The 14571-nt window shown below is 68.9% G+C and carries 13 protein-coding genes; 5 read left to right on the top strand and 8 right to left on the bottom strand.

Annotated elements, in window-relative coordinates; translation table 11 throughout:
• Positions 1 to 1103 (top strand): ANL family adenylate-forming protein (locus ACXAID_RS06580; RefSeq protein ID WP_475021384.1); only part of this gene is annotated, 1103 nt, incomplete at its 5' end.
• Here ACXAID_RS06580 and ACXAID_RS06575 read toward each other — a convergent pair.
• The 5 genes from ACXAID_RS06575 to fabG form a co-directional block, all read right to left on the bottom strand.
• The gene (locus tag ACXAID_RS06575) at positions 1096 to 2280 is read right to left on the bottom strand and encodes a CaiB/BaiF CoA transferase family protein (RefSeq protein ID WP_475021383.1); all 1185 of its coding nucleotides are present in this window, start codon (positions 2278 to 2280) and stop codon (positions 1096 to 1098) included. The genes ACXAID_RS06580 and ACXAID_RS06575 overlap by 8 nt on opposite strands.
• 68 nt (positions 2281 to 2348) lie before the next feature.
• The gene (locus tag ACXAID_RS06570) at positions 2349 to 3017 is read right to left on the bottom strand and encodes a GntR family transcriptional regulator (protein ID WP_475021388.1); all 669 of its coding nucleotides are present in this window, start codon (positions 3015 to 3017) and stop codon (positions 2349 to 2351) included.
• A gap of 5 nt (positions 3018 to 3022) precedes the next feature.
• The gene (locus ACXAID_RS06565; RefSeq protein WP_475021382.1) at positions 3023 to 4216 is read right to left on the bottom strand and encodes an acyl-CoA dehydrogenase family protein; all 1194 of its coding nucleotides are present in this window, start codon (positions 4214 to 4216) and stop codon (positions 3023 to 3025) included.
• Entirely contained in the window at positions 4213 to 5445 is a 1233-nt protein-coding gene (locus tag ACXAID_RS06560) for an acetyl-CoA C-acetyltransferase (protein WP_475021381.1), read from the bottom strand. Before ACXAID_RS06560 ends, ACXAID_RS06565 begins: the two co-directional genes overlap by 4 nt.
• Complete coding sequence (gene fabG / locus ACXAID_RS06555; protein WP_475021380.1) at positions 5442 to 6206, bottom strand: 3-oxoacyl-ACP reductase FabG; 765 nt, start codon at positions 6204 to 6206, stop codon at positions 5442 to 5444. The genes ACXAID_RS06560 and fabG overlap by 4 nt, the downstream gene beginning before the upstream one ends.
• Positions 6207 to 6294: 88 nt before the next feature.
• Between fabG and ACXAID_RS06550 the strand changes: the two genes are divergently transcribed.
• Both ACXAID_RS06550 and ACXAID_RS06545 read left to right on the top strand, forming a co-directional pair.
• On the top strand, positions 6295 to 7467 hold the full coding sequence (locus tag ACXAID_RS06550; RefSeq protein WP_475021379.1) for an acyl-CoA dehydrogenase family protein: 1173 nt from the start codon (positions 6295 to 6297) through the stop codon (positions 7465 to 7467).
• Positions 7464 to 8285 carry a mycofactocin-coupled SDR family oxidoreductase gene (locus ACXAID_RS06545; RefSeq protein WP_475021378.1) on the top strand — a complete coding sequence of 274 codons (822 nt, stop codon included), beginning with the start codon at positions 7464 to 7466 and terminating at the stop codon, positions 8283 to 8285. The genes ACXAID_RS06550 and ACXAID_RS06545 overlap by 4 nt, the downstream gene beginning before the upstream one ends.
• On the opposite strand, the gene ACXAID_RS06540 is transcribed toward ACXAID_RS06545, so the two are convergent.
• The 3 genes from ACXAID_RS06540 to ACXAID_RS06530 form a co-directional block, all read right to left on the bottom strand.
• Positions 8279 to 9178 (bottom strand): alpha/beta hydrolase, encoded by a 900-nt coding sequence (locus tag ACXAID_RS06540; RefSeq protein ID WP_475021377.1) that lies wholly within the window; start codon positions 9176 to 9178, stop codon positions 8279 to 8281. The two genes, ACXAID_RS06545 and ACXAID_RS06540, sit on opposite strands and share 7 nt — an antisense overlap.
• Positions 9175 to 10521 (bottom strand): flavin-containing monooxygenase, encoded by a 1347-nt coding sequence (locus ACXAID_RS06535; RefSeq protein WP_475021376.1) that lies wholly within the window; start codon positions 10519 to 10521, stop codon positions 9175 to 9177. Before ACXAID_RS06535 ends, ACXAID_RS06540 begins: the two co-directional genes overlap by 4 nt.
• A gap of 90 nt (positions 10522 to 10611) precedes the next feature.
• Positions 10612 to 11064: a MaoC family dehydratase gene (locus ACXAID_RS06530; protein ID WP_475021375.1), complete on the bottom strand. Its 453-nt coding sequence runs from the start codon at positions 11062 to 11064 to the stop codon at positions 10612 to 10614.
• Between the two features lie 563 nt (positions 11065 to 11627).
• Here ACXAID_RS06530 and ACXAID_RS06525 point away from each other — a divergent pair.
• Positions 11628 to 12386: a hypothetical protein gene (locus tag ACXAID_RS06525; protein WP_475021374.1), complete on the top strand. Its 759-nt coding sequence runs from the start codon at positions 11628 to 11630 to the stop codon at positions 12384 to 12386.
• Positions 12383 to 14566, top strand: coding sequence for an Rv1355c family protein (locus tag ACXAID_RS06520; protein ID WP_475021373.1), 2184 nt, complete (start codon positions 12383 to 12385; stop codon positions 14564 to 14566). The genes ACXAID_RS06525 and ACXAID_RS06520 overlap by 4 nt, the downstream gene beginning before the upstream one ends.
• The last annotated feature ends 5 nt before the right edge of the window (positions 14567 to 14571 follow it).

The raw sequence follows: 14571 nt of genomic DNA, 5'->3' as shown, positions 1-14571 counted from the left end.
CCGCGGCACACCGGGTGGCCGACGCGCTGGCACGCGCCGTGCGCCCGGCCGACCCGCTGGCCATCATGTTCACCTCCGGCAGCAGCGGCGCCCCCAAAGGGGTCCGTCATTCGCACGGCAACGCCGTTGGCGCCGTGCGTTCCGGACTGTCGGCGCGATGCGTCGACGCCGACACCCGGCTGTATCTGCCGATGCCGTTCTTCTGGGTGGGCGGGTTCGCCGGCGGGGTGATGTCGGCGCTGGTCGCCGGTGCCACCCTGGTCACCGAAGCGGTGCCTGAACCCCGGTCGACGTTGCGGCTGCTGACCGCCGAGCGGGTGACGCTGTTCCGCGGCTGGCCCGATCAGGCCGAGACGCTGGCCGCACGGCTCGGCGAGATCAGCGATGCCGGCGTCGACCTGAGCGCACTGCGGCCCGGCAGCCTGGAGGCGCTGCTCCCCGAAGCCGCGCGCGCGGCGCCCGCGGCCAGGGCCCGGCTGTTCGGCATGACGGAGTCGTTCGGCCCCTACTGTGGTTACCCGGCCGACACCGATATGCCTGAATCCGCTTGGGGCAGTTGCGGTAAACCGTTCGACGGTATGCAGGTGCGGGTGGTCGACCCGGACGCCGGCGCCGCGGTGGCCACCGGCGGTGTGGGCGTGGTCGCGATCCGGGGACCTCACGTGATGCGGGGCATCTGCCGGCGCAGCAGAGAAGAGGTCTTCACCGCCGACGGCTACTACCCCACCGGCGATCTCGGTCACCTCGACGCCGACGGCTTCCTGTTCTTCGCCGGCCGCGCCGACGACATGTTCAAGGTCAGCGGTGCGACGGTGTATCCCACCGAAGTGGAGCAGGCGTTGCGCACCGTCGACGGGGTGCGCGGCGTCTTCGTGACCAGCGTGAGCGGTTCGGCGGGCCCGCAGGTCGGGGCGGCCGTCGTGTGCAGCGCACCGCTGACCGTCGCCGAACTGCGCACCGCGGCCAGGGCGGTGCTGAGTTCCTTCAAGGTACCGACGGTCTGGAAGCTGCTCGACGACGACGCGGCGGTGCCCCGGGGGGCCACCGGAAAGGTCGACGTGGCCCGGCTGCGGGCCATGCTCGAAGACCAGCCGCTCAGATGACCTGGCGGGTGCGCAGGCCGGCGATGTCGTCGTCGGTGTAGCCCGCCTCACGCAGCACCTCGTCGGAATGCTCGCCCAGCAGCGGTGCGCGCGTGCGGATCTCACCCGGGGTCGCCGAGAGGCGAAACGGCGTCTCGATGATCGGCACGTCGTGTGCGGCGCCGGGGAACGCGACCCGCTGCAGGTAGCCCATCGCCGCGACGTGCGGGTCGTCGAGCACGTCGGCGGTGGAGTGCATCGGCGCGGCAGGCAGCTTCGCCGATTCGAGCAGTTCGAGCACCTCGGCCTTGGTCTTGTCGGCGCACCACCGGCCCATGATGTCGTTGAGTTCGTCGCCGTTGCTCCAGCGCAGATCGTCGTCGGCGAACCGGGGATCGTCGAACAGTTCGGGGCGTCCGATCAGCCGGCACCAGCGTTTGAACATCGGCTGCCCGGCGATCTGCAGCAGCACCCAGCCGTCGTCGGCGGTGCGGTAGAGGTCGCACGGGGCCACCGAGGTACCGCGATTGCCCATCCGCGGTTTGTCGGTGCCGAGCAGGTCCCGCTCGATCAGGAACGCGTTCGACAGCATCATCGCCGTGGGCAGCAGGGCTCCTTCGACGTGCTGCCCCTGTCCGGTCCGGTCCCGGTGATACAACGCCATCATCACCCCGATGGTCATCGTCAGCGCGGTCCCGAAGTCCGCGTACGGCACCACGGTGCGCAGCGGCATCTCGGGCAGGCCCTGCCGGTACACCGCGCCGGACATGACCTGCCCGGCTCCGTCGAATCCGATTCTGTCGCTGTAGGGCCCGCCCTCGCCGTAGGCGGTGGCGCTGGCCAGGATGATGTCGGGCTTGATGGCCCGCAGCGAGTCGTAGTCCAGGCCGCTGGCGCGCATCCCGGCGGCCGGCATGTTGGCCACCACGATGTCCGCGCGCGCCACCAGGGCGCGGGTGATCGCCTTGCCCTCGTCGGTGGTGGTGTCCAAGGTGAGCGACCGCTTGTTGCGGTTGCACTGCAGGAACGTCCCGCCTTCGCCGGACTCGGTCACCGACTGCACCCACCGGTCCTCACCGCCGTCGCGCTTCTCGACCCGGACCACGTCGGCCCCCATGTCGGCCAGCAGCGCCGAGCACCAGGGCGCGGCGATGAACCGGCCGTAGTCCAGCACCCGGATCCCGTCGAGGACACCCATCAACTCTCTCCTCTCCTTGGCGATTTCGGCGTGATGGGTCGCGCTCAGCGCGACCCATCACGCCGAAATCACTCGATGACCCCGCGGCGGGTCAGGTGGTCGATCAACGGGGTGGCGCCGGCGGCCAGATGCTCGGACATCGCGGTGCGCGCCGACTGCTCGTCGTGGGCCGCCAGCGCATCGAGGATGCGCCGGTGATGGGAATTCGACTCCTCCGGCCACCCTTCGATGGTGGGGAACACCGGTTCCGGGGCATAGCGGGTGATCTGCGACATCAGCTGGGCCAGCTTCGGCGAGTCGGCGGCGACGTTGATCGCCCGGTGGAACTCGTGGTTCAGCCGGACGGCGCGTTCCCCGTCGTCGGCGGCGTAGGCGGACTCCAACTCGGTCTGGATCCGCTCGAGCTCGCCCAGCTGCGTGTCGGTGATGGTGGCCGCCGCGCGGGCGGTCAGCTCACCGCCGATGTAGGCCTGCACATCGGAGACGTCGGAGATGTCGCGCACCGTCACCGCGCGCACCACGAATCCACGTCGGGGCTGCTGGTCGAGCAGGCCTTCGGCCTTGAGTTCGAACAATGCCTCGCGCACCGGGGTGACGCTGACGCCCAACTCCGCGGCCAGCTGGTCGAGGCGCACGTAGGTTCCCGCCGCGTAGGTTCCGTCGAAGATCCGTCGGCGCACGAAACCCGCGACGTCCTCGGCGAGTTGCGGCCGGGCCGCGAAGTCGGGCACGCTCACGTCGCTCACACCCGGTAGTCGGCCAGCAGGCGCTTGCTGATGATGTTCTTCTGGATCTCGCTGGTGCCCTCGCCGATCAGCAGGAACGGCGCATCGCGCATCAGCCGCTCGACCTCGTACTCCTTGGAGTAGCCGTAGCCGCCGTGGATGCGGAAGCTCTGCTGGGTGACCTCGGCACACGCCTCGCTGGCGAAGTACTTCGCCATGCCGGCGGCCACGTCGTTGCGCTCCCCGGAGTCCTTCATCCGGGCGGCGTTGACCATCATCAGATGCGCGGCCTCGACCTTGGTCGCCATCTCGGCCAGCTGGAACGCGACGGCCTGGTGTTCGGCGATCGGCTTGCCGAAGGTGCTGCGCTGCTGGGCATACCGCACGGCCAGTTCGAACGCCCGGATGCCGACCCCGCACGCCCGGGCCGAGACGTTGACCCGGCCGACCTCGACACCGTCCATCATCTGGAAGAACCCCTGACCGGGCGCCTCACCGAGGATGTCGGTGGCTCTGGCCTGATAGCCGTCGAAGATCAGCTCGGTGGTGTCGATGCCCTTGTAGCCCAGCTTGTCGAGCTTGCCGGGAATGACCAGCCCCGGCGCCACTTCCCCGAAACCGGCGGGTTTCTCGACCAGGAATGCGGTCAGGTTGCGGTGCGGCTTGTCCGCGCCCTCGTCGGTGCGCACCAACGCGGCCACCAGCGTGGAGCTGCCGCCGTTGGTAAGCCACATCTTCTGCCCGTCGAGGGTGTAGGTGTCGTCACCGTTGGCGCGGGCCCGGGTGCGGATGGCGGCGACGTCGGAGCCGAGCTCGGGTTCGGACATCGAGAACGCGCCGCGGGTTTCTCCGGTGGCCATCTTGGGCAGGTAGTAGCGCTTCTGCTGGTCGGTGCCGTGCTGGCGGATCATGTAGGCGACGATGAAGTGGGTGTTGATCACCCCTGACACGCTCATCCAGCCGCGGGCGAGTTCCTCGACGCACAGTGCGTAGGTCAGCAGCGACTCCCCCAGGCCACCGAACTCCTCGGGGATCATCAGCCCGAACAGCCCCATCTCCTTCATCGCGTCGACGATGGCCTGCGGGTACTCGTCGGCGTGTTCGAGTTCCTGGGCGGTGGGGATGATCTCCTTGTCGACGAACTGCCGCACCGTGGCGACGATCTCGGTCTGAAACTCGGTCAGGCCGAGGGTCTGGGCCAGTTTGGTCATGCCTGCGCCCCTTTCGCGCTGACGGTCTCGAACACCGCGGCCAGCCCCTGACCGCCGCCGATGCACATGGTTTCCAGGCCGTATCGGCCGCCCCGGCGGTGCAGTTCGCGCGCCAGCGTCGCCAGCATGCGCCCGCCGGTGGCGCCGACCGGATGGCCCAGCGATATGCCCGAGCCGTGCACGTTGGTGCGCTCGAGGTCGGCGTCGCCGAACTTCCACTCCCGCAGGCAGGCCAGCGCCTGGGCGGCGAAGGCCTCGTTGAGCTCGATGAGATCCATGTCGGCCAGGGTGAGTCCGGCGCGGCCCAGCGCCGCCTCGGTGGCCGGCACCGGACCGATGCCCATCACGTGGGGCGCCACCCCGGCCACCGCCCAGGACACCATCCGCACCAGCGGCGTCAGCCCCAGGGCCTCGGCTTTCTCGGGCGTGGTCACCAGGCACATCGACGCGGCGTCGTTCTGCCCGCTGGAATTGCCTGCGGTCACCGTCGCATCCGGATCGCTCTTGCCGAGAACGGGTTTGAGCTTGGACAGCGACTCCATCGAGGTGTCCGCACGGGGGTGTTCGTCGGTGTCGACCACGTCGTCTCCGGCGCGCGTCGACACCGTCACCGGGATGATCGCGCCGGCGAGTTGTCCGGACTGCTGGGCCGCGACGGCCCGCTGGTGCGACAGCACGGCGAGTTCGTCCTGCTCGTCGCGCGGGATGCGGTATTCGCGGCGCAGATTCTCGGCTGTCTCCAGCATGCCGCCGGGTACCGGATGGTTCTTGCCGCCGGCCGTGGTGCGGCCGCGCGCCAGCGCGTCGTGCACCGTGATGCCGCCTCGGGCTCCGCCCCAGCGCATGTCGGTGGAGTGGAACACGACGTTGCTCATCGATTCGGCGCCGCCGGCGACCACGAGTTCGTTGGCGCCGCTGGCCACCTGAAGACACGCCTGGATCACCGCCTGCAGTCCCGATCCGCAGCGACGGTCGATTTGCATGCCCGGCACGGTCACCGGCAACCCCGCGTCCAGGGCGATCACCCGGCCGATCGCCGGCGCCTCCATGCTCGGGTAGCAGTGCCCGACGATGACGTCCTCGACGGCCTCGGGCGCCACCCCGGTTCGTGTCAGCAGGCCCTGGAGCGCTGCGACGCCCAGGTCGACGGCGGTGAGGCTCTTGAACATCCCGTTGTAGCGCCCGATCGGGGTGCGGACGGGCTCGCAGATGACCGCCTCGGCCGTCACAGGTGCCGCCCGCCGGTGACCTCGAGGACCGTGCCGGTCATGTACGAGGACAGGTCGGAGGCCAGGAACAGCGCCACCTTGGCGACCTCTTCGGGTTCACCGGCGCGCCCCATCGGCACCTCGGCGACCTTGGAATCCCAGATGCGTTGCGGCATGGCCTCGGTCATCGCCGAGCGGATCAGGCCCGGCTGGATCGCGTTGACCCGCACCCCGAGGTAGGCCAGCTCCTTGGACGCCGCCTTGGTCATGCCGACGATGCCGGCCTTGGCCGCCGAGTAGTTGGTCTGGCCGACCATGCCGACCTTGCCCGAGATGGACGACATGTTCACGATGGCCCCGCTCTTGGCCTCGCGCATCACCGCGCCCGCGGCCCGCAGTCCGTTCCAGGTGCCCTTCAGGTGCACGGCGATGACCTGGTCGAACTCGTCCTCGGTCATCTTGCGCATGGTGGCGTCGCGGGTGATGCCGGCGTTGTTGACCATGATGTCGAGGGCGCCGAAACCGTCGGTCGCCGCGGCGATCAGCGCGTCGACGTCGGCGGCGCTGGTGACATCGCACTGCACCGCGCGGGCGACCGAATCGCCGCCCAGTTGCTTGGCGGCGACCTGCGTCGCCTCGGCGTTGACGTCGCCGAGCACCACGCGCGCCCCCTCGGCGACGAAGCACTGCGCGATCGCGAAGCCCAGTCCCTGCGCTCCGCCGGTGATCACGGCGGTCTTACCTGTCAGCAATGACACCTGTTCCACCAATCCTTCACTCATCTCGATCCCGGACCGACCCTCATCGTATTTCATATAGGATATTTGAAAAGCATATGCCTGAAGTGTCCGCCGATAGGAGCAGCGACCGATGAGCACAGCCGAAGTCAGCGACGACGATTTCCAGGAGATCCTGGCCCAGACTCGCCACTTCGTCCGCACCGCCGTCGTCCCCCGGGAACAGGAGATCGTCGCCGACGACCGGGTTCCCGACGACCTGCGCGACCAGGCCAAGAAGATGGGCCTGTTCGGCTACGCCATCCCCCAGCAGTGGGGTGGTCTCGGGCTGGACATCACCCAGGACGTGGAGCTGGCGATGCAGCTGGGCTACACCTGCCTGGCGCTGCGCTCGATGTTCGGCACCAACAACGGCATCGCCGGCCAGGTGCTGGTGGGCTTCGGCACCGAGGAACAGAAGAGCCGGTGGCTGGAACAGATCGCGTCCGGCGACGTGGTGGCGTCCTTCGCGCTGACCGAACCCGGCGCCGGGTCCAACCCCTCCGGGCTGAAGACCAAGGCCGTCCGCGACGGCGACTCCTGGGTGATCAACGGCGCCAAGCAGTACATCACCAACGCCCCGGTGGCCGACCTGTTCATCGTCTTCGCGCGCACCCGGCCGGCCGACGACCAGGGGCCCGGGATCGCGGTCTTCCTGGTGCCGGCCGACAGCCCGGGCGTCGAGGTCGGCGGCAAGGACGCCAAGATGGGCCAGGAGGGCGCCTGGACCGCCGATGTGCGCTTCGCCGACGTGCGGGTGGGCGACGAGGCACTGGTCGGCGGCAGTGAGGACCACGGCTACCGGGCGGCGATGACCTCGCTGGCCCGCGGCCGGATCCACATCGCCGCGCTGGCCGTCGGCGCGGCCGAACGGGCTCTCGACGAGTCGGTCGCCTACGCGGCGACCGCGACCCAGGGCGGCACCCCGATCGGCGGTTTCCAGCTGGTGCAGGCGATGCTGGCCGACCAGCAGACCGGCGTGATGGCCGGGCGGGCCATGGTCCGCGATGCGGCCCGGCAATGGCTCAGCGGCGACGACCGCAGGATCGCCCCGTCGGCAGCCAAGCTGTTCTGCACCGAGATGGCCGGAAACGTGGCCGATCTCGCGGTGCAGGTGCACGGTGGAGCCGGTTACATGCGAGGGGTGCCCGTCGAGCGGATCTACCGCGAAGTCCGGCTGCTGCGGCTCTACGAGGGCACCAGCGAGATACAGCGGCTCATCATCGGAGCCAACCTGGTCAAGGCTGCACAGAAGGGTCTGCGATGAGCGGGAAGCTGCAGGACCGGGTCGCTTTCGTCACCGGGGCGGCACGCGGGCAGGGCCGCGCCCACGCCGTCCGGATGGCGGCCGAGGGCGCCGACATCATCGCCGTCGACATCGCCGGAGCTCTGCCGGCATGCGTGCCCTACGATCCCGCGACGCGCGACGACCTGGCCGAGACGGTGAAGCTGGTCGAGGCCACCGGACGACGGATCCTGGCATCGGTGGTCGACACACGCGACAGCGAGGGCCTGCGCCATGCCGTCGAGGCCGGTGTCGCCGAATTGGGACGCCTCGATGTGATCGTCGCCAACGCGGGCGTCTCGGCGCCGCAGGCCTGGGATGCGATCACACCGGACGACTTCCGCGATGTGATGGACATCAACGTCACCGGAACGTGGAACACCGTGATGGCCGGAGCAGACAAAATCATCGCCGGTGGGCGCGGCGGGTCGATCATCCTGATCAGTTCGGCCGCCGGCATCAAGCTGCAGCCGTTCATGATCCACTACACGGCCAGCAAGCACGCGGTCACCGGGATGGCTCGGGCGTTCGCCGCCGAGCTGGGCAAGCACTCGATCCGGGTCAACAGCGTGCACCCCGGCCCGGTCATGACCGCGATGGGAACCGGTGACATGGTCAGTGCGCTGGGCGCCGCGATGGACACCAACCCGCAGCTGTCCAACATGATGACCCCGTTCCTGCCCACCTGGGCGGTCGAGCCCGAGGACATCGCCGACGCGGTCTGCTGGCTGGCCAGTGACGACTCGAAGTATGTGACTGCCAGCGCGATCCCCGTCGATCAGGGCTCCACCCACTACTGAGCGCGCAGCACCCGGCCCAGGAAGGCGATCTGGTCCGAGCAGGCCCTGTCGAACCAGTCATGACCCGCCCAGACGTCGAAGTGGTCGCAGGGATAGTGGTGCACCTGCGCGCGGCCGTGGACCGCGGTCGCGGCCACCGCGTCGGCCGGCACGTAGGAGTCGAAATCGGCGATCTGAACGAGCAGCGGGCACCGTAACCGCTTGGCCGCCTGCACTGTTCGCACCCCGACCACCTCCAGACCGACCGAACAGTCGATCTCGTTGCGCCAGGTGGGTCCCGCCATCGACAGGTAGCTGTCGTAGGCGCCCTCCAGCGCCAGCGCGCCGGGCTCCCCGGCCGGGGACACCAGCGGCATAAGCGTCGGGGCGCCGCCACGGGCGACCGCGACCTTGCTCCGGACCCCGGTCAGCGTCCAGCGCAGCGACGTGAGCAGGTCACGGGATTTCATGGCCGCCCTGCTGACCGCCATCCCGCTGGTCAACGGGGTGAGCGCGATCACCGCGGCGATATCGTCGCGCTCGGCGGCCACCCGCAGCACGTGCCCGCCGGAGAAGGAGACCCCCCACAGCGCGATCCGGGCCGGGTCGACTCCGGGCAGGTTCTTGGCCGCCTCGACCGCGGCGTGGTAGTCGGCGAGCTGACGTCGCACCGAAAGCGACTGCCGTGGGTGCCCTTCCGAGTCGCCGAAGCCGCGATAGTCGAAGGCCAGCACGTCCACCCCGGCGGCGGCGAACCGTTCGGCGAAGGGCGCCAGGCCCGAGTCCTTCGTCCCGCCGAACCCGTGCGCCATCACCACCAGGGGGCGGTCACCGGGCTCGTTGCCGCCACCCGCGAAGTGCCAGGCGCTGCAGCGCTCGCCCGAGCTGGGGAAGCCGACCTCGGCCGGCGTCATCGCAGCACCGCAGCCGGCTGCCGGCGGGCCCGCTCCCGCCCGGCGGGGATCTCGCGGGTGCGCAGGTCGTGCTCGTAGACGAAGTAGTCGACCTGCTGGGTGTGCCGCGGCCGGTCGGTGCAGTGGCCGGCGTGCAGCTGCTGATCGTCGTCGATCACCCGTTCCATCTCGTCGGCCGGCGGCAGCGCGTACTGCCCGACGGCGTAGGCGGCCAGCAGCCGGGACTGACACTCGACGAACGGGAAGAGGGTGGGAACCGACTGGGCGAACCCGATGAACACCAGATCGTCCATCCCGGGTTTGAACATCCGCTTGTAGAGCCGAAGTTGGTTGCCGGGCGCGCTGACCAGCTCCGGATCGAAGAACGGGAAGGTGATGTTGTAGCCGGTGGCGTAGATGATGACGTCGAACCGGTCGCTGGTCTGGTCGACGAAGTGCACCGTGTCCCCGTCGAGGCGCTCGATGTTCGGCTTGGGCGTCACGTCGCCGGAGCCCAGGCGCAACGGCAGCTCCACCGACTGGGTCGGGTGGGCCTCGAAGAGCTTGTGGTCGGCTGCCGGCAGGCCGTACATGGTCGGATCGGTGCCCAGCATCGGGGCGACCAGTTGTACCGCCTTGCGCTGCCACGAAAGCGGCAGGTGCGGCGTGGTGCGCCAGAACATGTCACCGGGACGGCCCGCGATGTACTTGGGCACGATCCAGGCGCTCGACCTGGTCGAGAGCGTGACCTCGTTGCGTAGCGCCTTCGACGACAGCTCGACGGTGATGTCGGCGGCGCTGTTGCCGATGCCCACCACCAGGATCCGTTTTCCGTGCAGGTCCAGCGGGGTGCTCGGATCGATGTAGGAATGCGAGTGGATCGACTCCCCGGAGAAGGTGCCGGCGAAGTCGGGCAACCGAGGATCCCAGTGGTGCCCGTTCGCGACGACCAGCAGGTCGAAGCGCCGCTGGGCACCTGCCTGGTCGAGAATGCGCCACCCGCCGTCGGGGTCCCGATCGGCGTGCACGACGCCGTTGTTGAACTCGATGTTGTTCAACAGCCCGAACGCCTCGGCGTAGTCGTCGAGGTATTCCTTGATCTGGGAGTGGTGCGGGAACGACGGGTAGTGCTCGGGCATCGGGAAGTCCTTGAAGGACAACCGATGCTTGGAGGTGTCGATGTGCAGGGACCGGTAGGCGCTGCTGTGCCCGTTCGGGTTGCCGAACGCCCAGTTGCCCCCGATGCGGTCAGAGGCCTCGAACGTCGTGTACCCGACGCCGTAGTCGGCGAGCATCTTGCCCGCGGTCAGCCCACTGATTCCGGCACCGATCACCGCGACCTGTGGTCGTGCATGCTCTTTCACCGTCGCTCCTAACGCCGAAACGCAATCTACGAGCGTTTTTGACGTACGTCAACGGTTACTGACACATGTATCGCGCGCTGGGCGCCGCGTTCAGCCGAGGAAGCGGACGATCGACTCGGCGACCGCAGCCGGCTTTTCGGCGCCTTCGATTTCGACGGTGGTGGTCAGCGTCGCCTGCACCCCGTTGTCGATCTCGGCGACCGCGGCGATGACCGCGCGGGCCCGCAGCCGCGCCCCCACCCGGACGGGGTTGATGAACCGGACCTTGTTGTAGCCGTAGTTGATCGCCATCGCGATGTTGTCGACCGTGTAGAGCTGGTGGGTGAAATGCGGGATGAGCGACAACGTCAGCAATCCGTGCGCGATCGCCCCGCCGAACGGGCCGTTGGCCGCCCGCTCCGGATCGACGTGGATCCACTGATGGTCATCTGTTGCGTCAGCAAACAGGTTCACCCGCTCCTGGGTGATCTCCAGCCACTCGGTGGGACCGAGTTCGCTACCTTGTGCCGCGGTGAATTCCGCGAGTCCGCTGAACTTCTTCACTTCAGGCTCCTTTGGCGTCGAACGACTGCACAACTGCCGGGGTTGACGATGCGATTACACAGTGCCACAGGCCGTCGCGGCGGTGCGCGAGCACCCGAAGAACCGGCACGCACTGCCACAATCGCCTTGCGCGGGCGTCGCCAGCGAACCTGCCCCCGCCTCCTCCGCTACTCCGATTCCCACCGCATTCGATCCCGCGACCGGCCGTCGCCCGGCCCCGCGGACGCATCCCGGCCGACTTTGCGTAGATCTCCTGCATTTGCAGATCTCGCCGTCAAATGGCAATTCGATACGCCTGTCAGGTTCGCCAGAATTTATTCTTAGCGCTTCTATCAGTTCACCTGGCGAGCAATTCGGTTGCCAGCGTGGACTCCCGGGTTTGAAACGGTAACGCCGCTGGATAACCAGCTATCGCACGGCGAGAGAATTTCGCTGCACTAGCTGGAATTCGCGCGTGAAGGCGACATACTTATCGTGTCGCAATCAAACAAAGCCGGATATCGATAACTGGCCGTCGAGCGCTGGACCTTCGTCGCGCCAACCGGAATACCGATGGGAACGCCATGACGATTTCTTCACTTCACACACTCCGTCCGACGACGCACGCGGATTTCGAGCTCGCACGCAGCCACAGCTGGTGGGACGCCGACGCCGAGTGCACGCTGGTCATGTCGCAGCCGCGGCTGGAGCCGGACCTGTGGCTGGACTATCTGCACTGTGCCCAGCGCAGCTACCGCAAGCACGGGGTTCAGGAGGCGCTCAACCTCGCCGACATCCGCGACGGCAACGACACGACCTTGTTCTGGTCAGCAATCGACACCGCCGGACGCACCATCGGCGGTGTGCGTGCGGTGGGCCCGCTGCGGAGCCCGGACGACTCCCACGCCGTCGTGGAGTGGGCGGGCCAGCCCGGGCTGGCAGCGGTCCGCAAGATGATCGACGACCGGGTGCCCTTCGGCGTCCTCGAGATGAAGACCGCGTTCGTCACCGACGACGCCGACCGCAGCAAGGGCGTGACACGTGTGCTCGCGCGCACTGCCTTCCACGCGATGGCCCTGCTGGATCTGCAGTTCTGCATGGCCACCTCGGCGGCACACGTGCTGGACAAGTGGCGCTCCTCCGGTGGTGTCGTCGCATCCATCCCGGCCACGCCCTACCCGGACCCGCGGTACCGCACCAAGATGATGTGGTGGGACCGCCGGACCTACATCAGGCACGCCGAGCCCGATCAGGTGACGAAGATCATCAACGACATCGTGGAGATGGAGCAGGCCTGGCCTGCGGCCCACGAGACCGCGGGAGTGCGTGAGAATGCCCTGTGACATTCGAGCGACCTGACCCCCCTGCGACCGATCCCAGCGGCCGGACCGACCGACATCAGGGTGCCGCGCACGCCCTGCTTCTCGACCCCGCCACACCCGACGGGAGTCGCGCGGTGGAGTCGCTGCGCGCCGATCCCGCGGTCACGGTGATCGACACGACGGCCGCCCAGACCCGGACGCTGGCCGGGCTGCTGCCCGCACCCGGGCCCGAGTTCACCGAGGAACCCGCGCGCTGGGCCTACTACCCCTGGCGGCAGACCCTGGTGGGGATCCTCGGACCGCGCGGGTACCGGCGGGTGCGCACCGACCGCAACCGCCACCTGATCAGCGACGACGAGCACCGCAAGCTGGCGGGACTGCGGGTGGGTGTGATCGGCCTGAGCGTGGGGCACGCGATCGCCCACACCCTGGCCATGCAGGGGTTGTGCGGTGAGCTGCGGCTGGCCGACTTCGACGAACTCGAACTGTCCAACCTCAACCGTGTCCCGGCAACGGTTTTCGAGCTCGGCGTGAACAAGGCGACGGCGGCCGCCCGGCGGATCGCCGAAATCGACCCCTACCTCAACGTCCGGGTCGAGTCCGCGGGCTTGACCTCCGACACCGTCGACGGCTTCCTCGACGGGCTCGACGTCGTCGTCGAAGAGTGCGATTCGCTCGACGTGAAGGCCTTGATCCGGAACTCGGCCCGGGCCCGCCGGCTGCCGGTTCTGATGGCCACCAGTGACCGTGGCCTCCTCGACGTGGAACGGTTCGATCAGGAGCCCGACCGGCCGCTGTTCCACGGGCTGCTGGGCGACGTGGATGCCGCCGCGCTGGCCGGGCTCGACAACCGGGACAAGATCCCCTACGTGCTGAGACTGCTCGAGGCCGGGAGTCTGTCAGCCCGCGCGGCGGCATCGCTGGTCGAGGTCGGCCACACGCTGGCGACCTGGCCTCAGCTCGCCGGTGATGTGCTCATCGGCGCATCTGCGGTCGCCGAGGCCGTCCGCAGAATCGCACTGGGGGAAGAGCTTCCGTCGGGGCGGGTGCGCGCCGACATGTCGGCCACCCTTGACGCACTGACCGATCCGTCGACCGCGCCGGTCGCCGCCCCCACACCGGAGGCCGACCCTGCGCCGGTGGCCCCGCGCGACCCGGTACACGCGGTCGCCCTGGCCGCGAACCGCGCCCCGTCGGGCGGCAATTCCCAGCCCTGGCACATCGACACCGGTCCCGGTGCGGTCACCATCCGGCTGGCACCCGAGCACACCTCGACGATGGACGTCGCCTTCCGCGGCAGCGCGGTCGCGGTGGGAGCTGCGGTGTTCAACGCGCGGGTCGCCGCCGCCTCCCACGGTATCGCCGGAGAGGTCGAGATCGTCGAAGCCGGAAGCGATTCGCCGCTGGCCGCGGTCGTGCACCTCACCGGCGCCGGCGGCGACGACCGTCTCGCGCAGCTGTGGCCGGCGCTCACCGCCCGGGAAACCAACAGGCGCCGGGGAACGCCGACGTCGCTGGAGCCCGCAGCAGCCGAGGCACTGCGCGCGGCAGCACGCGGTGAGGGTGCTCGGCTGGTGCTGCTGGAGGACCGCGGCATCCTCGACGAGGTGGGCGCCATCCTGGCCGACGCCGACCGCATCCGCTATCTGACCACCCGGCTGCACCGCGAGATGGTCTCCGAATTGTGCTGGCCCGGAAGTGAATCCCCAGACACCGGAATCGACGTGCGCAGCCTGGAACTGAGCGCGACGGAGTCGGTGACACTCGACATCCTCAAACAGACCGAGGTGATGTCCCTGCTCGCCGCGTGGGAGGGCGGAGCGGGTCTGGGCACCGACACCCGGGATCGGCTCGCGGCCAGTTCTGCCCTCGCGGTCATCGTCGGCGACGACCCGTCGCTGGCGGGCTATGCGCGCGGCGGTTCGGCGGCCGAAGCTGTCTGGCTCACCGCGCAACAGCACGATCTGGCCGTGCAGCCCGTCTCACCGGTCTTCCTCTACGCGCGTGAGGACGCCGACCTGCAAGAGCTGTCAGGCCGCTTCGCCGCTCAGCTCGCCGAGTTGCGAACACGTTTCCGACGCCTGGCCGGAATCGAGGACGGGGAGACCGAGGTTCTGACGTTGCGTCTGGCGCGCGCGGCCCGCGCATCAACCCGCAGCCGCAGGCGCCCACTCGACAACACAACCCCAGCCGTATCCTGACAACA

The sequence above is a fragment of the Mycobacterium sp. ABE4_509 genome (assembly GCF_056160785.1).
The sequence above is the reverse complement of the archived record's forward strand: the minus strand, read 5'-3'. Positions and strand labels throughout refer to the sequence as shown.